Origin of the sequence: Leptolyngbya sp. CCY15150 (assembly GCF_016888135.1) — a bacterium.
Taxonomy (GTDB): domain Bacteria; phylum Cyanobacteriota; class Cyanobacteriia; order RECH01; family RECH01; genus RECH01.
Map to the genome: position 1 here is coordinate 1 of NZ_JACSWB010000138.1, position 17,965 is coordinate 17,965.

Consider the following 17,965-nt stretch of genomic DNA (forward strand, 5'->3'; position numbering starts at 1 on the left):
GTGATGGTAAGTCGCTTAGGCATAGAGAGAATACAGAAAAGTCAGAGGGGATTCTTCTATATTAATATCATGGTCGTTCAACCCAACTTGATATTAGCCCCCCTTCATGGAGGAGGAGCTAAGGCTAGTGGATAGTGCTTTCTTCTAGAATGGAGACAGATCAGGTAGCTTTTTAACCAGATTTAATAGCAACAGCAACGAGACTATCACTCCTCTCGCAGCATCCGTAACAGTTCCGCTGCATCGGTCAGATCTGGATCACACTGTACCGCCCGCTCCAGCGACATAATACTTTGCTGCGTCAACGATAGATAATAAAATGCTAAACCTCGGTAATACCATGCCTGAGCATGATCGGGGGCGATCGCCAACGCTCGATCTAACGCAGTAATCGACGATTCATACTGCTCCAATACCCCCCATATCCAACCCAACTGATACCATCCTTGCTTGTGCCTTGGCGACAGCATCACCACCCGATGGAACGCTAGCAGGGCCTTGGGGTACTTCTTCAGCTCAATTAACCGTTGTCCCCAGGCAAAGCAATCGTCTGCGTGCTCCATCCGTTCGGCAAAAATCGGTTCCAAGCTGGTGACCTTAGGGGGCATTTCACGACACATCATCTTTTAATCCTCCGTTCTGTGACCCATGTTGAGTGAACTGAACTCACATAGTGGAAGGACACCAAGCACCTATGCAGTATTCCCGCCTAGTTTTTGATGATGTGATGAAATGATTACAATCCGTTGCCAATGAGGATAAACGGTGCCCAGTAGTAGGGATGGGACAGGGTCTCTACAACAGCGATCGGTAGGCCGGTGCGGGTGCTGATCACATCGATGCTGGCACCGCGCTCTACGCCGGAGGCAGTTAGATCGCCGGTAATCAAGGCAATCTGAGCTTGTCGCAGAGCTTCAGCCTTGCTCATCTGCTGGTTCAGATTGGCGTAGAAGGCATCCATCAAGGTTTGGGTGCCGCCATCACTCACAGCCCAGAGGGAAGCGATCGCTGCTGAAGCCCCCGCTTCTTGCATCAGATAGCCAAACCCAAGGATTTCAGCCCCGTTGCCTAGATCATCGCCCACCCCCGTTTCACAGGCACTCAGCACAATCAACTCCACCCGATTGAAGCGTCCTCGCCAGTCCTCGCTGTTCAATTCTTCTAGCGACAGGCGATCGCCATTACCAAATAAAATAAACGAGTCTGCTGGGGAACCGGGTACAAAGGCGGCATGGGTGGCCAAATGCACAATCGTGTGGCTGTCCATCAATGGCTCTACGAGAGAACGGCTGAAGCGATCGTTCATAAACTGGGTGGTGTCAGGAAAAGCAGCGACCAGATTCTCCACTTCTACTCCAGCAAAGGGGAGACCCGCAAAGGAAAATGACCGCTGACCAATCTGAACGTCAAAGGCTCCTTCACTGAACGCGGCGGCTAAGATCAGGGGAGTGGTGCTGGGACGTAGGGTGAAATTTTGCAGACTGGCGGCGGTGATGTGGTTGATGCGGTAGTTCTCAATCAGCCATTGGTCGCCGTCGTGCAGGACTGCTAGGGGAATGTAGCGCAGAGCTCCATCGGGAGCATAGAGGATGGTTTCAGCTCCAATGGCTTCTAGGTCGTTCTCCATGGGGGCAATCAGCCAGGTGTAGAGTTGCTGAGCGATCGCTCTTGGGTCGCTGCGGGGATCGTCGAGGGCTTGGCGGAATTCTACAATGGCGGTGTTGAGGTCGGCGGAGTCAACGGAGACGGGGTAGCGGGCAGGTTCGCTGAAGGGGGTGACAAGGACGAGTTCCAAACGGTCTTCCAAGATCAGCGGGTAGATCATCACCGCGTTTTGGTCGATGGCACGCAGATTATTTTGCAGGTTAATGAACTCATCGGCGCGGGCAAGGATGTCCTGTTCTTGCAGACTGGTATCGAGCTGGGCGACTAACGTTTGAATTTCGGGACTGTTGAGGAACCCTTGGAAGTCAGCGGAGAGTTCGCGTTGAGTCGTATCCAGTTCGCCGAGGCGCTGGAGTTGGACATCGGTGAGTTGGCTGGGGGGAATGTCGCGCAATTGAGCGAGTTCGTAGCCGACGGCAATGACGCGGTTACTGATGTCCTGTTCTGGGTCGCGTAGGGTGATGCCGCTCTCGGTTTGGGCCGTGCTGCGAACGCCATGAAGGTAGTCATCCAGTTCTTGCACCCGCAATAGATCGAGGACGCGCTGGGCTTCGAGGATGCGGTTTTGTTGCAGGAGGAGGTCGACAAGGGCACGATAGTCTGCTGCAATAGTTTCGGTGTAGGACTGCTGTTGTTCTTGAGATAAGCCACGAATATCCGCCCGAATGGATTCTCGGACGTTAACCGATTGTTTGTAGAACACAATGGCGAGTTCGGGTTGATCTTGCTGAGCCAGCAGGAAGCCTATGTTACTGAGCCACAATCCTTCACTGGAGCGATCGCCAATTTCCTGAGCAACGGTAAGTGCCTGCTGATATTTCTCAAGCGCCTCCTGAGACTGATCAAGATTCCGGTAAGTAACACCCAGATTACCCAGTACGGTACCTTCTCCCTGGCGATTGCCAATCTCACGGAAAATGGCAAGACTTTGCTCATAAAAGCCAATCGCTTGTTGATATTGATCCAGATTCAGATAAGCATTACCCAAATTGCTCAGTGCTTCGCCTTCTCCCTGACGATCGTTGATCTCGCGGGCAATCACTAGACTTTGCTCATGGAAGGCAATCGCCTGTTGATATTGACTCAGATTCAGATAAGCAATGCCCAAATTGTCTAATAAGGCTCTATCTCCAGCGTGATCGTCGATATCGTGGGCAAGGGCAAGACTTTGCGTATAGAAGTCAATGGCTTGTTGATACTGCCCTAGCTGATTGTAAATAATTCCTAGATTGCTCAGTGTGGCTCCTTCTCCTTGACGATCGCCAATATTGCGGGCAATTGCTAGACGTTGCTCATAGAAGTCGATGGCTTGTTGATACTGCCCCAGATAATCGTAAATAATGCCCAGATTGTTCAGGGCGTTTCCTTCTCCCTGACGATCGCCAATATCGCGGGCTATCGTTAGACGTTGCTCATGGAAGGCTATCGCCTGTTGATATTGACTCAAAGCAGTATAAGCATTGCCCAGACCACCTAGTGCAGCTCCTTCTCCCTCGCGATCGTCAATTTCACGGAAAATGGCAAGACTGTGCTCATAAAAGTCAATAGCTTGTTGATATTGACCCAAATCAGCGTAAGCATTGCCCAGATTATGCAATACAGTTCCTTCTTCTTGGCGATCGTCAATTTCACGGAAAATGGTAAGACTTTGCTCATAGAGGTCAATGGCTTGTTGATATTGACCTAGAAGCCAGTAAGCATTACCCAGACCGTCTAGAGCATCTCCTTCTCCACGGCGATCGCCCATCTTACAGGCAACTTCAAGGGCTTGCTCATAAAAGTCAATGGATTGATCGTACTGACCTAGTACAGAAGAAATATTGCCCAAATTGTTTAAGACATATCCCTCCCCTTGGTGATCTTCAACCTCGCGGGCAATTTCAAGGGCTTGCTCATAAAGGTCAATCGCTTGCTCGTGTTGACCTAGCACAAAGTCAACATTGCCTAAGCGCCGTAGTGCATTTCCTTCTCCTTGACGGCTCTCTTGAGGAAATGCAGTTTGTACAAATGGATCTTGATAAAGTTCTAGTGCCTGCTGCCAGGACTGTAAGGCAGCTTGAAACTCGCTTACCTGATACTGCTGAACGCCCTGCTGGAGGAGGCGATCGCCCTCATCAAGCAACGCCGCCGCATCGGTCTGGGCAACCGTAACCTGAGCCTCCACCGGTGCAGATGGCAACAGCACCACAGCAGCGGGCATCACGAGCAACGAAGTTAGCAGAGACAAAAGTTTCGCGTTCATGGTTGGGGGTTTCTCATCACATCCACATCGTACATAGTCGCAGGGCAACAAGCAGCTATGCAGAAGGCGACTCCTTCCCTTCACCAAAAACCATCTACAACTTGATACAATTCAGGCACTGAGTCATCAACGATTCTTAACATGCCAGAAGTTGCACGATTTTATGGGATTGTGATCAAAGTCTTTTTTGGCGATCATCCTCCTCCACATTTTCATGCCATCTACGGTGAGTATGTTGCACTCATTGGCATTGAATCCCTTGAAGTGATTGAAGGCGACTTGCCAAATCGAGCGCAGAAACTTGTTCTCGACTGGGCAACCCTCTATCAGCAAGATTTGTTACAAATGTGGAATACTCAAGAATTTCGCAAACTGCCACCGCTGGATTAACTATCAGTTCTATGAACTATCCTCGAATCCATACAGCTCAAGTCCTCGATGACACGACTCTCCTCATCGAATTTACCAACCAAGAGCAGAAAATCTACGACATTAGCCCGCTGCTCAATCGCCCCATGTTTGCACCCTTGCGTTCACCCGCCTTTTTCAAAAACTTCCAGATTGAACCCGGCGGATATGCGATCGCCTGGAACACAGAGATTGACCTAAGCGAATACGAACTGTGGAAAAATGGGGTTCCGATCCATCCTGGCATATCTAGAATGACCTAGGGGCGATCGCCCCAACAGCCTACAAAAGCCCCAAAAACTCATCAACGTCAAATCTGCCTGTCGAATAATGGCTCGCCATGTCCCACGATCCAGCGTTGAGTGATTAGGAAGCGAGATCGTCGTTCTCGGATCTTCACGCACCAACATCATGTGACTGCCGCGCTGGCGCTCAACCTTGAATCAATGTGAATGCTTGGTTCTAGCACAACCGACTTCCTAGAACCTGAACTGGCCGATCGCCATCAACTGATCCACACAACAATGAGCTCAGCAAAGACCAGCGTTTTGTGTTCATGGTTTGGGGTTCCTCATAACATCCATATCGTACATAGTCGCAGGGCAGTGATGCAGAGTGCTATCTATACCGCTACCTCAGCGATCGCCCCCCAGCCCGTTTTGCCCCACAAACTCCACAATCCGAGTGATATCCACCCCAAAATTGATCACACCCTCATAGACTGGACGCTCAACCCCACTACTGTTGATAAAGGTATCCACGACCGTATTGGTTGTTTCTTCTGCCGAATTTAGCCCCACAATATAAGCCTGATCATCAATCCATGTCAGGATTGGACCACCCGACGATCCACCAAAAGTATCACAATCATGGGCAATGCTACCTTCGTAGGTACCCACGACACTGCAACCCAGATGTACCCCAGCACTACTCACCGGACGGTCTCTAGGATAGTCGCCAGAATATCCCACCATCACCAACTGTTCAGCGTAGTTTTCCATCAATTCATCAACCGACAGCGGCATCCAGGGAATCGTACCGTAGCGATCGCCCAACGGTTGATCAAGTAACATAAATGCCCAATCACCTGCATTCGGTGGTGAATTATTCTCAGTAAAATCAGTACCAGACCACACTGCCTCAACATTAGCAACATCGGCCAGATCCAAAACCGCATTATTAATGACATTAGGTTGGAACTGAAGTGCAGGGTAGAGTTTTCCCGTTGACGGATTGATAACGCAGTGGGCATTGGTCAGCACCGTACGGGGCGCAACTAACGTTCCCGAACAATGTCCCATCACGAACCCATCTGAATCAGCGATGATAATGCGCCCAATCGCCGACCAAGGATAACGCCGACTTGTCAACTCCAATCGATCATCCACATCGATGATGCCCCTGGTATCTTGAGGATGGATAGATAAGCCTTGTGCTTCTAGTGCTTCTGGAATAATGGCTTCAGGTTGCGGCAAGAGACCTAGTAAATACAGTTCGTCTAGAGGCAGTACTCGGATTTGACTCTCTGATTCAGCCACAGGTTGATTCTGTTCAGCTTCAGGAGCAGGTGTTGCCCAGGCGGTAGAATTTGACGGGCGATCGCCTACCGTTACTGTAAACATAAAACTTGCGGCCATCAGTAGCGTCAGTCGATGCAATATTGTCTTCATTTCTGTCCATCCCTGTAAACGATATTTCTGTCAACCTCAGAGTACTAGGCTGTTGAACAGTCGAACTCTCGTTGACCTGAGAACATCTAGAACGCTGAGAATCTGGGTACCAACATGGGTGATGCCTAGCCGCTGTGCTCCTACAAATGTGCTCCTACAGACCATTGCCAATCAGAATGAACGGTGCCCAATAGTAGGGATGGCTGAGATCGCTCCCGTCGGTCGTCACTGCTTCACCCGTAGCACTGTTAAGCACGACAATGCTAGCCGTGCCTCGCTCTCCCCCGACCGCTGTAAAGTCTCCAGTAATCAGGGCCATCTGCGCGGCTTGCAAGGCGGCATTTTTAGTCATGTCCTGATTCAGAGCGTCATAGAAGGCGGTCATCAACACTTGGGTGCCCTGGTCGCTCACCTGCCAGAGGGAAGCGATCACAGCCTTGGCCCCCCGCCGCTGGAACTGGTAGCCCAGCCCTAGGATTTGTTCGCCGTTGTTGTCGAAGCCGCCGAGACCTGTGTCGCAGGCACTCAGCACCACCAGGTCAATATCCTCCAATGACCAGGTAGCCACGTCTGCTAGGGTGGGAGCCTCGCCGCTGCCAAAGAGAATGAAGGAATCCTGGGCTTCTCCTTCCACCATGACCCCATGGGTGGCCAGGTGCAAAATGTTGATGCCGCCCAGTTCCCGCAGGACGGTATTCAGGTCAAAGGCGCGATCCAGAAGGGTGACGGTGCGATCGGGGAGGGCAGCGGCCAGTTGGGTGACTTCAACGCCGGCGAAAGATAAACCCTGTAGGGGAATGCCGTCGATGTTGTAGGTGATGCTGGGGTCGGCGAAGGCGGCGGCCAGAATGCGGGGCGCTTCGAAGGGCTGGGCCGTGAGTTCTTGGAGAGATTGAGCAGTGATGTGGTTGACTTGGAAGCGCTGGGCTAGCCATTGGTCGCCGTCGTGGAAGGCAGCGGGGGGGATGTAGCGCAGGGAGGCATCGGGGGCGTAGATCAGGGTGGTGACGCCCGCCGCTTCGAGGTCAGCTTCGAGGGGTTCGATCAGCCAACCGTAGAGTTCTTGAGCGGGGGTTTGGGCATCATTGCGGGGATCTTCTAGGGCCTGGCGGAAGCGGGTGATGGCGGCGTTGAGTTGGGTGCGGGGAATCTGCACGGTGCGCCGCAGGGGTTCGGTGTTGGCGGTGGTGATCACCAGTTCTATCCTATCTTCTAGCACGAGGGGATAAATTAGGGCGGCATCGAGTTCACCGAGGTTGTTGCGGAGGGCGGCAAGGTCTTCTAAATCCACGGTCTGCCGCAGGACTTGGGGGCTGAGGGGGGCCAGCAGGTCTTGAATGTCGTCACTCCAAACAAAGCTGTTAAAGTCTCTGGCGAGGTCTTGCTCTAGGCTGACCAGTTCATCTAACCGCTGAGATTGGGCGGGGGTGAGGGGGGCTTGTCGTTGTTGGGCGTTGAGGCGGGCCCGTTCTTGCCCCAGAGCAATTGCGTTGGCCTGGAGCTGTCCGTAGCGTTCGAGGATGGTCTGCTCGGGCTGGAGATAGGCGACTCCACTGGCGGTCTGGGCATTGCGGCGGATGTCTCCGGCCAGGTACTCGTCGAGTTCTTGGACTTTGAGCAGGTCAAGGACGCGCTGGGCTTCGAGGATGCGATCCTGTTGCAGCAGTAGGTCGGCCAGGAGGCGGTAGTCATCAGCAACGGTGTCGGTGAAGGATTGCTGGAGGTCGGTGTCGAGGCCGCGAATGTCGCCGCGAATCGCTTCCCGCACATCAACGCTGGCTTTGAGGAAAATGATGGCCAGTTCGGTTTGATTTTGGTCATTCAGGAGAACACCAATGTAACTGAGGGCAGTGGCTTCTTCAGCACGGGCACCGAGTTCGTTGAACAGGGTGAGGGCTTGGCCATACTGCTCTAGGGCGCGGTCATCCTGATCCAGACCACGGTAAGCAAATCCCAAATTGCCTAGGGCATGCCCTTCTCCAGCGCGATTGCCAATCTCGCGGGCGATCGCTAGGGATTGTTCATAAAAGTCAATGGCGCGCTCGTAACGACCCAGGCTGTTGTAAGCAATTCCCAAATTACCCAGGGCTCGACCTTCCCCAGCGCGATCGCCTATCTCGCGGGCGATTATTAGGTGTTGTTCATGAAAGTCAATAGCGCGCTCGTACTGACCCAGATTGCGGTAAGCAACACCCAAGTTCCCTAAGACGGTACCTTCTTCAGCCCGGACACCGAGTTCGCGGAAGATCGTCAGAGCTTGTTCAAGGAGGTCAATGGTGCGCTCGTACTGACCTAGACTGAGGTAAGCATTGCCCAAATTTGTCAGGTCGGCCCCTTCACTAGCGCGATCACTAATTTCACGGGAAATGGCTAAGGCTTGTTCATAAAAGTCAATAGCGCGCTCGTACTGACCCAGATTGCGGTAAGCAACACCCAAGTTCCCCAAGATAGCCCCTTCAACAGTGCGATTACCACTCTCACGGGTAATCACTAGGGCTTGTTCATAGAAGTCAATGGCGCGCTCGTACTGACTCAGGTGAAGATAAGCACTGCCCAAATTAGTTAGGGCAGAGCCTTCACCACGGCGATTGCCAATCTCACGGGCGATCGCGAGAGCTTCCTCATATAAATCAATCGCTTGTTGGTATTGAGCCAGATTTCTATAGGCTTCCCCCAGTGCATTCAGCACAGTGCCTTCACCCTGGCGATTATCCATCGCACGGACGATTTCTAACGCCTGTTCCCAAGAGGTAATCGCCTCCCGAAACTGGCTGCGGTTAAATTGCTCCAGCCCTTGTTGAAAGAGTTGATTAGCTTCTGCACTCGCACGTGCACTCTCCTGTCCCCGTTGATACTCCTCAGCACTAATAGCCGCTACCGTCAGCCTATAGCGCCCTCGACCCATAGCATTATAAGCATTGGCAATCACTGAGTATTGACCTGTTTCAGACAACTGAATATAGATGATTGAATTCAGCCCCTCAACGCTATCATCGTTTTCTGCAACCCTCTCGCCGTCTGGGCTAAGCAGAATTAAATATGTGTCAAAGGCCTCGCTACTGAGGCGAATTTCGATCAACTGCCCAGCTTCACCATTAAAGGTGTAAAGGTCGTATAGACTGCTATCTGGCAAGGCCTCATCGCCATCCTCTAGTTGCCCTTCTACGTCTAGCAGAGCTGCTGTTCCATCCTGCTTTAATCCAGTTTGGGGTAGTAAAGGTGCCAAGTTCCCCAGTCCTTGCGATGTTGGAAGTAAGGGTAAGTCAGGTCGCTGTCCAAATGGCTTGATATCTAAGTGGATGGCTTGTGGCGGTTCCACTACCGGGTTCAGCATCTCACCAGTTATGGGAGACTGCCAAAGCACTGGGTTCTCGGTAGCAGGCGATCCGCTGCTGGGGAGGGTAGCAGCGGTGAGGGTGAGGACAGCGAGGAGAGAGGAAAGGGGAGGCATAGGAAGGAGTATAAGGGGGTAGGGGGGAAAGCCCACCGGGATGGGCACGAGCCAACCACAGGTTGTCATAAGCTTATAGTGCTAAGGCGAAGGAAGGTATGCCACTTTAGGGAATCGTTGGGAGAATACAGCATCGGACAACCATCGATAGCACCTTCTCGCTAGTTTATCTGCAATCTGGGAAACAAAGTAAGCCTATTCTGCATCATCCGCCTCCGGTGACGGATTGGTGATTAGAAAAAAGCAAGAATTGTATTCACTGCCACTGTCCAGCGACCAAGCTCCCGTAAATGGACTGACAAACGGGTCGCTAATGGAGCGCACCAGCACCTCATAATCCCCCGGTTTGAGGATGAACCTCTGCACCGGCCCTTGATTCGGGCACTCCGCAGGCCCTTCCCTTGCATAGGTTTGGCACTCCTCACAGGGGGCGATTTCCTCAAAGCGGGTCTCTGGGCCACTGAAGATCACCCGCATGTGTTCTGGGGAATTATTGCGGATTTCCACCACCGTGACGCCATCGGTGGCATAGCCGCTCAACCCTGGGTCTCCCAGTTCTCCCGCACCTTCCGCCTTGGCTTGAGCCAGTAAAACTTTGGCCAAAGCTGTTTCCACTTCAGGCACGATCGCATGGTTAGCGTACTTGCGCAAGATCTGCTGATAGGCAGCGATCGCTGCCTCCAGTTGTCCCTCATCCCAGTAGGTTTGCCCACAGGCTTGCAGGAGCAGGGGCAGGGTCGAGTCATCAGGAATCAGTTGATTGGTCGATAGATCTCCCAAGCGATCGCACAGGGCAGTGACTGCCAGACTGTCCGGCGGGATGTTGGTGGCCAGAGCCCTAGCCTGCTCACGAACCGCGGTTACCAACGGCCCCCCGAGGTAGCGGTTAATAAAATCGCTGTGAGCCAGCATTTGCAGGGATGGGTCAGGGGCGGGAGAACGGATAGCTAGAAACGCTTCACAGGCTTGAATGCGGGCAGTAGAACGACTTTGGAAATTATTGAAATCCAAGAACGACCGTCCTTCTGCCTGGGGACGAAAACGGGCGATCGCTGTTTCGCAATCAGCCGCTTGGTAGGCGGACTCAGCCCGATGATAGCGATAGACATCAAAGAGGTATGGAATCAAGAGGGCAGCGGCAACAACAGCGGCTCCCACGGTCAAAAAGTCTACCCAGCGATTGGGAGGGCCAGGGGAAGGATGTCTAGAAGTAACCATAGAAAGATAGGGGTGAGAGGTTTTATCCGAGTTGGGGCCATGGGATGCGCTGGAAGGGCGCGAGCCAACCACAGATTGTTATAAATTTATAGTGCTGAGGTGAGAAAAGGTATGCAGTTTTAGGCAATCTTTCTTGCTGAAACGGGGAAAAAATTCTTGGAGAATCGTTTCTCTAGGTTATCTACATACCTTTTTGCGAATCCGTAGCTGATATTAAAGTTGGATAGGAAAACCCTTGATCTAAGGTCTTGACCGTCCCGAATGGCGATCGCCCCTGTGCCAATGGGTGGCGAAGCGGGAGATCCCATGCAGGATCTTTCACATTCAACCGGATTTGATGGTCTATTATCTGCCAAGAATGACAGATGGTTTCTAGGCTTACCCTGCGCCACTGCCCAAGAGATGATGGGTTATGGCGCAGGATACCTAGCCCTTAAACGGCAAAGACTGGAGAAGGAAGATTCAGAGAGCACTGGCCTTTGAAGGCTCGCACCAACATCTATCGTTCACAATCTTTGCCCTCAGATCGCGACTCGCGAAGCGCATCAAGCGCCAGACTGCACCAGGCGCACGGCTGCTTCTGCGTCCACTAGTCCACTGCCAAAGAAGTACTGAAGTTCATGTTCAGTTGGGGGTGTAGCGCTTTGGTCGCGCAAAACGCTATAGAGGTCTTGCTCCTGAGGCGCTAGAGAGAGGGAAGTGTGGCTAGAACTGGATTCCAACAGGGCAATGAGGCGATCGCGATTCAAGCTTCGTTGCGGATCTGCACTCAGCATCAACGCCACTACCCCTGCCACGGCGGGAGAGGCAAAGGATGTTCCTTGGGCCCAAACGTAGTCGCCCTTGAGGTCTTGAGCCGGTGCCCAGGGCTGTTCGGGTAGGGAGATATTTTGCCAGAATAGGTCATTGCCAGTACCGCTGGTGGTTAAAATACCGTTTTCTAGACCAGTTTGTACATTGCCGCCAGGGGCCACCAGCGTTAGCCCTGGGCCAAAGCTGCTGTAAGGGGCACGGGTTCCCTGCAAGGTAGAGGCTCCAACAGAAATGACATGGCGTAACCCGGCTGGAAAGCCAACGCGATTTTCACCATCGTTACCTGAGGACGCCACAATGATGAGATTAGGGTTGGCCGCCAGAACATCGGCAATCGCATCAGCGATCGCCGTCGTCGGCATCATGCTGCCCCAGCTCAGATTAATCACATCTGCACCTCGGGCTGCTGCGTAGCCAATGGCTTCCACTGCAGGTACAGTTGGGATACCGCCAAAGAGAATGCCTGCCCGAACAGGTAAAATCTTCACCCCGGGTGCTACCCCCATCAACCCTGACGGCTCTGGTGCATTTGCCCCAATCACTCCAGCGACTGTTGTGCCATGAAATGCCCCAACAACCTGGCGACGAATATTATTGCGAATAAACGCGATAATCTCTGCTTCAGAAGCTCTGGGATTATTGCGCTTGAGGTCATCAGCCCAGACACGGTAACGATCTAAGACATCGCTATCTGACAGAGTAAAAGTATCTTGAAAGGATGGACGTAATTGATTTAGTTCTGCCGTTTCGACCCGGGTGTCAGGGTCATTATCCGTAAAATCCCAGCCTCGATATTCTTCGGGCAACCCCTCTACGCCAGAGGGCAGTTCGTAGATATTGTTGATCAGGGCTGGATGATCCCACTGGATCAGGGCGTCGATGACTGCAACGGTGATGCCTTCACCGCGATTTCCAAGCGCCCAGTCCCTAGGGGCATTGACGCCGGTGTTGTTGAGCCTAGGAGCCATGGATGTGCTATCCAGATGCCAGGCCAGGTTCATGCGATTGTCTGAAGCAGAGCGAGCCAAAGAGCTATGAGAAGGGAGCGGTAGCTCGCTATCCCAGCGTTCTTCGGGCGATCGCACCGGGATAAAATTAGGCGTGGCCGATCGCACCCCAGTTGTTTGACTGAGCTGCTCGGCGGCGGTGAGGACGGCAGTTTCATGATCGACGGTTTTAAGGCGGGCCAGCACCCGATTTTCGGTAAACCGCAGTGGACGAATTAGTTCTAGTCCCTGGGCTTCTAGCATCTGCTGCTGTTCAGCCTCGGAGGTTTGAGCCGCAAAGCTGATAATAATTTCGTTGGGCAGCAAGATTTGCTCGTCTTGGTCGGCTCGTTGCAGGACGGGTAGGGTTGTTTCAACGTAGGGCAACGCCAACTGAGGACGTAGGGCACTGCGGCTGGAGGAGGTTGCTGCTGGTAGGTTGACGATCGCGTACTGGGTGCCTACAGGCTGCACGATGACGGCATCTCCTCGGGTGCGGGTGCTATCGAGGGTATTCTGCAGTTGTTGATAGAGGGGAGGGGCATCTAAGGTGCGGGTGGCGGATGCTTGAAAGGCGACGGCGATCGCATCATCTCGCACCATGAGGGGAATTGGTTCGCCGTTGAAGCGATAGAAGAGGTCGGCGGTATCGGTTTGGGCAAGGGTCGGTGTGGGGCGAAAGACTGCTAGGGCCAGGCCAAGGCTGAAGCAAACGGTCAGTAATAGCACCCTGAATAGGTGTCTGGGAGAGGTAGGAAATGTCATGGTCAGTTTTTTGAGGGGGACAGTGTACTGATCGAGTCAATTGTGCTCCATGGTAGACCGTGCGGCAACTGTTGACAGGTGTGTTTCAGTTTTGGTGACCGGGGGCGAGCTGGGTTGTTCTTATGTCATGTTTAATCCTAGTGAACATCAGTCTCTTGTGTAAAAGGCGACTTATCATGGCGTTGGTGGGCCGGGTGCATAGGTTCAGCCTGGCCAGAACTAGGTAGCGGGTAGAGCGGTATGACCCTGAAATCAGCGGGTTGCCAAAAACCTCAAGTCAGTGGCATTCGGTTAGAGCCGATCATCAATTAGGAGTACCCCCATGACCATGAATTTACTAGGGCACCGAATGACTCGATGGGCCAAACGGCGGGTGAGTCGCCCCACCCGCGTGGTGAGTCTAGCGCTGCTGACGACGCTGCTGGTGGGTCAGAGTCCTAGCGCCTGGTCGCGGCCCTCCACTCCGGCGGAAGCAACGAGAGTGGCCCAGTCGGTTCCAGAGATTGAGCTGGTCACCATTACGGGAATTCTAGATGAGGGCAGCGTGGTCTTGGAGAGTGGAAGCTACGTTGATGGCTACATGTTTGAAGGCGTAGTGGGTCAAATCGTTGTTATTGACTTGATCAGTGATGAGTTTGATGCGTTGTTGTCTCTGGTTGATCCTGATGGTAGACGCATTGCCGTAGATAGCTATGGTGGCGAGGGCACCAATGCTCGCCTCGCGTTGAGATTAACTGTCACAGGCACCTACAGAGTTTTTGCGATTTCATTGAACCCTGGTGAAACGGGACGGTATCGGTTGACGCTGCAACCAGGAACTATGGACGACTTAGAGCAGGCAGAACCCCTGGCCGAGGCAACCCATCTTAATGACCAAGGAGCTGATTTGTATCAGGCAGGGCGCTACGAGGATGCGGAACTTTTCTTCCAGGAATCGCTGAATATTTATCGCGAGCAGCTGGGCGATCGTCATCCCTATGTCGCTACTAGCTTCAACAACCTAGCTTCGCTATATCGGGATCAAGGACGCTATGAAGAGGCCGAACCTCTATTCCAGGAAGCTCTGATTATTTGGCGTACACAATTCGGTAGTCGTCATCCCAATGTGGCCACTAGCCTTGATAACTTAGCCTTGCTGTACCGAGCACAAGGTCGGTTTAGGGAGGCTGAACCTCTTTTCCAAGAATCACTGTCGATTGTTCGCGAGCAATTGGGCGATCGCCATCCCAATGTTGCCACCAGCCTCAATAACTTGGCCGAGATGTACAGTCAACAAGGACGTTACTGGGAAGCTGAATCCCTTGTTCAGGAATCACTGTTGATTCTTCGTGAGCAATTGGGCGATCGCCACCCCGATGTTGCCACCATCCTCAACAATCTAGCAGGGCTGTACCAAGATCAAGGACGCTACGGTGAAGCCGAACCCCTTTTTCAAGAATCGTTGGTGATTCGACGTGAGCAGTTGGGCGATCGCCACCCCGATGTTGCCAACAGCCTCAACGATTTGGCTTTGCTGTATAGAGTGCAAGGTCGTTTGCAGGAAGCGGAACCTCTCTACCAAGAATCGTTGGTGATTCGACGAGAGCAGTTGGGCGATCGCCATCCCTCAGTCGCCACCAGCCTCAACAATTTATCTGTTCTCTATTGGGCACAGGGGCGCTATGGAGAGGCCGAACCCCTCTTCCAAGAGGCGCTGGATATTCGACGAGAGCAGTTGGGCGATCGCCACCCCGATGTCGCTAACAGCCTCAACAACCTGGCCTTGCTGTACCAGGCGCAAGGACGCTATGGGGAGGCTGTACCCCGCTACCAGGAGGCGCTAGACATTGTTCGAGAGCAGTTGGGTGACAGTCATCCTAATATTGCCCGAAGCCTCAACAACCTGACCGAACTGTATCGGGTGCAAGGAGACATAGATGCTGCTCTGACATGGTTCCAGCAAGGACTGGCGGTAGAAGAAACCAACCTCAGCCTCAATCTGGCCATTGGCTCTGACGATCGCAAGCGGGCCTACATCGCCACCATCTCCGGCACCACTGATCGTGCTCTTTCCCTGCACCTACAAGATGCTAACTCCAACCCCACCGCTGCTCGCCTAGCCCTCACCACCGTGCTACGCCGCAAGGGCCGTGTTCTCGATGCCGTCACCGATACCCAGCAACTGCTACGCCAAAACCTCAGCCCCGATCTGGCTCCCCTGCTCGATGAATTCACCGCTGTGCAAACCCAGCTCGCAAACCAGCTCTACGGCGGTCTAGGTGACCAAGACCCAGAGGTGTACCGCACCCGCATTGACCAACTTCGCCAAGAAGCTAACCGCTTAGAAAATGAACTGTCCCGCCGCAGCGCCGAGTTCCGGGTTGAAACCGAGCCTGTGGAAATCGAGGCGGTGCAGGCACTCATTCCCGCCGATGCCGCTCTGGTAGAACTGGTGCAGTATCGCCCCTTCGATGCCACCGCCAGCCAAGCAGAACGTTGGGGCAATCCCCGCTACGCCGCCTACATCCTCCACAGCACCGGAGATCCGCAATGGGTCGATCTAGGCGATGCCGAAGCTATCAACACCGCCGCCCGCGTCTTCCTTGCTGCCACCCGCGTCCCCGGCGACCTCACCCGGGCTCGCGCCGCTGCCCGCGCCCTCGACGAGTTGGTCATGGCCCCGATTCGCCCCCTGCTCAGCGATGCTACCCACCTGCTGCTCTCCCCCGACAGCCAGCTCAACCTGATCCCCTTCGCCGCCCTGCTCGATGAGCAAGACCGCTACCTCGTCGAAACCTACACCCTCACCCACCTCACCACCGGCCGCGACCTGCTGCGCCTGCAAAACCCCGCCCCCAGCCAGCAGCCCCCAGTGATCTTCGCCAACCCCAACTACGACACCGCCGACCCCAGCGGCACCCAGATCGTCGCTGCCGCCACCTCCCGCTCCCTTCGGCTTCGCTCAGGGAGCGGGTGGGGGGGCTCCCTGAGCGAAGCCGAAGGGAGACGCTCCGCCGACATTGCCGACCTACGCTTTGGCCCCCTCCCCGGCACCCAGCAAGAAGTTGATGCAATCGCCCCCCTTCTCCCCGACACCGCCGTCATCCTCACCGACGCCCAAGCCACCGAAAACGCCCTCAAGCAAGTGCAGGCCCCCAGCATTTTGCACATCGCCACCCACGGCTTCTTCCTCGAAGATGTGGAGTTTGTGCCGCCGGAGTCCACCCGAGGCGATCGGGCTACCATCGACATCGTTTCCAGCGGGGCAACACCCCCACCCACTCGCCCGGTAAGTAACGAAAATCCCCTTCTGCGATCGGGTTTAGCCCTGTCCGGGTTCAACGCTCGCGACAGTGCGGGCGAAGACGGCGTGCTCACTGCCCTAGAAGCCACCCGGCTGAATCTACGCGGCACCCGCCTGGTGGTGATGAGCGCCTGCGAAACTGGCGTCGGTCAGGTGGCCAATGGTGAGGGAGTCTACGGTCTGCGCCGTGCCTTTGTCATGGCCGGAGCCGAAAGCCAGTTGATGAGCCTCTGGAAAGTAGACGACCAGGGCACCGCCGAACTGATGCAGCGCTATTATGAACTGCTCTTGGACGGCGAAGGTCGTAGCGAGGCCCTGCGCCAAGTGCAGCTTGAGTTTTTGGAAGCCCCCGCCTACCAGCATCCCTACTACTGGGCCTCATTTCTCTTCTCCGGTGAGTGGCGACCGTTGGATTAATCAGCGCTGCTACACTAGGATCGAGTTGACAAACCTGAAGACCCTCACCCCAAACCCCTCTCCCAGATCGGTAGAGGGGCTTTGAAAACACCCTTCTTGCTCCCCTTCTACCCTTGTGGGAGAAGGGGCTGGGGGATGAGGGGAAACGATGGGGCAACTCATCCGCAACTGTTCACTATCCCATGGTTGCCATGACCCTGGCCAAAGACTCCTCAACCGAAGCGATCGCCCCTGAGGGTCAGATGTTGACCCCTACGTCTCAGGGTGGAGAGTCTGTGGTCTTTCCCCCGGGCGACCTCTACAGCCACGAACCTCCCTTGGAAACAGAACTTCATCTGCGCCAAATTCTGCTGCTGATTCAAGGTTTGGAAGAAGTGTGGCGCGATCGCCAAGACTTCTACGCCTTTGGTAATCTCACCATCTACTACAGCCCTAAACAGCTCAAGTCTGAGGACTTTCGCGGCCCCGACTTCTTTGTGGTGCTGGGTACCGATCGCCGTCCTCGCAAGAGCTGGGTGGTGTGGGAAGAGGAGGGTAAGTATCCCAACGTGATTGTGGAACTGCTGTCCGATTCCACTGCCAAAACCGATCGTGGTCTGAAAAAACAAATCTACCAGGACACCTTCCGCACCCCCGACTATTTCTGGTTTGACCCCCACAGTCTGGAATTCGAGGGTTTTCACCTCGTCGACGGCACCTACCAAACCCTAGAACCCACGGAGCAGGGCTGGCGCTGGAGTCAGCAGCTTGGGCTGTACCTGGGCGTCTATCAAGCGCAACTGCGGTTATTTTCCGCTGTGGGGGACCTGGTGCCAACGCCGGAAGAGACGGCTGCGGCAGAACGCCAGCGGGCGGATGGAGAGCGACAGCGCAATGAAAAACTGGCGGCAAAGTTACGAGAGTTGGGGGTCGATCCTGACCAGATCTAGCCGGGTCAGAATCGCCTTGTGCAATAGACTTAATCGGAATTAGGAAAAGCAATCAATTCTTAGTCTGAAACCGATCGATCTTATAGCTACTACATCTATTTGGATATCGAGCAACTAA

10 protein-coding genes and 1 pseudogene are annotated in these 17,965 nt (G+C 54.0%); 4 read left to right on the forward strand and 7 right to left on the reverse strand.

Annotated elements, in window-relative coordinates; all coding sequences use genetic code 11:
* Nucleotides 1–206: 206 nt before the first annotated feature.
* Both JUJ53_RS04240 and JUJ53_RS04245 read right to left on the reverse strand, forming a co-directional pair.
* Complete coding sequence (locus JUJ53_RS04240; protein WP_204150738.1) at nucleotides 207–623, reverse strand: tetratricopeptide repeat protein; 417 nt, start codon at nucleotides 621–623, stop codon at nucleotides 207–209.
* 113 nt (nucleotides 624–736) lie between these two features.
* Nucleotides 737–3,907, reverse strand: coding sequence for a tetratricopeptide repeat protein (locus tag JUJ53_RS04245; protein WP_204150739.1), 3,171 nt, complete (start codon nucleotides 3,905–3,907; stop codon nucleotides 737–739).
* 141 nt (nucleotides 3,908–4,048) lie between these two features.
* Between JUJ53_RS04245 and JUJ53_RS04250 the strand changes: the two genes are divergently transcribed.
* Both JUJ53_RS04250 and JUJ53_RS04255 read left to right on the forward strand, forming a co-directional pair.
* Nucleotides 4,049–4,297: a DUF4160 domain-containing protein gene (locus JUJ53_RS04250; protein ID WP_204150740.1), complete on the forward strand. Its 249-nt coding sequence runs from the start codon at nucleotides 4,049–4,051 to the stop codon at nucleotides 4,295–4,297.
* Nucleotides 4,298–4,308: 11 nt separating this feature from the next.
* Entirely contained in the window at nucleotides 4,309–4,578 is a 270-nt protein-coding gene (locus JUJ53_RS04255; protein WP_204150741.1) for a DUF2442 domain-containing protein, read from the forward strand.
* Between the two features lie 42 nt (nucleotides 4,579–4,620).
* On the opposite strand, the pseudogene JUJ53_RS25430 reads toward JUJ53_RS04255, so the two are convergent.
* From JUJ53_RS25430 to JUJ53_RS04280, 5 genes and pseudogenes are all read right to left on the reverse strand, one after another.
* A pseudogene (locus JUJ53_RS25430) lies at nucleotides 4,621–4,758 on the reverse strand (type II toxin-antitoxin system HicA family toxin); the annotation flags it as partial.
* A 192-nt stretch (nucleotides 4,759–4,950) separates the two neighbouring features.
* Nucleotides 4,951–5,985, reverse strand: coding sequence for a trypsin-like peptidase domain-containing protein (locus JUJ53_RS04265; protein ID WP_204150743.1), 1,035 nt, complete (start codon nucleotides 5,983–5,985; stop codon nucleotides 4,951–4,953).
* Between the two features lie 154 nt (nucleotides 5,986–6,139).
* Nucleotides 6,140–9,436, reverse strand: a complete 3,297-nt coding sequence (locus JUJ53_RS04270) for a tetratricopeptide repeat protein (RefSeq protein WP_204150744.1) — start codon at nucleotides 9,434–9,436, stop codon at nucleotides 6,140–6,142.
* Between the two features lie 195 nt (nucleotides 9,437–9,631).
* On the reverse strand, nucleotides 9,632–10,654 hold the full coding sequence (locus JUJ53_RS04275; RefSeq protein ID WP_204150745.1) for a hypothetical protein: 1,023 nt from the start codon (nucleotides 10,652–10,654) through the stop codon (nucleotides 9,632–9,634).
* Between the two features lie 545 nt (nucleotides 10,655–11,199).
* On the reverse strand, nucleotides 11,200–13,218 hold the full coding sequence (locus tag JUJ53_RS04280; RefSeq protein WP_204150746.1) for a S8 family serine peptidase: 2,019 nt from the start codon (nucleotides 13,216–13,218) through the stop codon (nucleotides 11,200–11,202).
* 322 nt (nucleotides 13,219–13,540) lie between these two features.
* Between JUJ53_RS04280 and JUJ53_RS04285 the strand changes: the two genes are divergently transcribed.
* Nucleotides 13,541–16,918, forward strand: a complete 3,378-nt coding sequence (locus JUJ53_RS04285) for a CHAT domain-containing tetratricopeptide repeat protein (protein ID WP_204150747.1) — start codon at nucleotides 13,541–13,543, stop codon at nucleotides 16,916–16,918.
* Between the two features lie 242 nt (nucleotides 16,919–17,160).
* Nucleotides 17,161–17,847: a Uma2 family endonuclease gene (locus JUJ53_RS04290; RefSeq protein WP_343327885.1), complete on the forward strand. Its 687-nt coding sequence runs from the start codon at nucleotides 17,161–17,163 to the stop codon at nucleotides 17,845–17,847.
* Nucleotides 17,848–17,965: the final 118 nt, after the last annotated feature.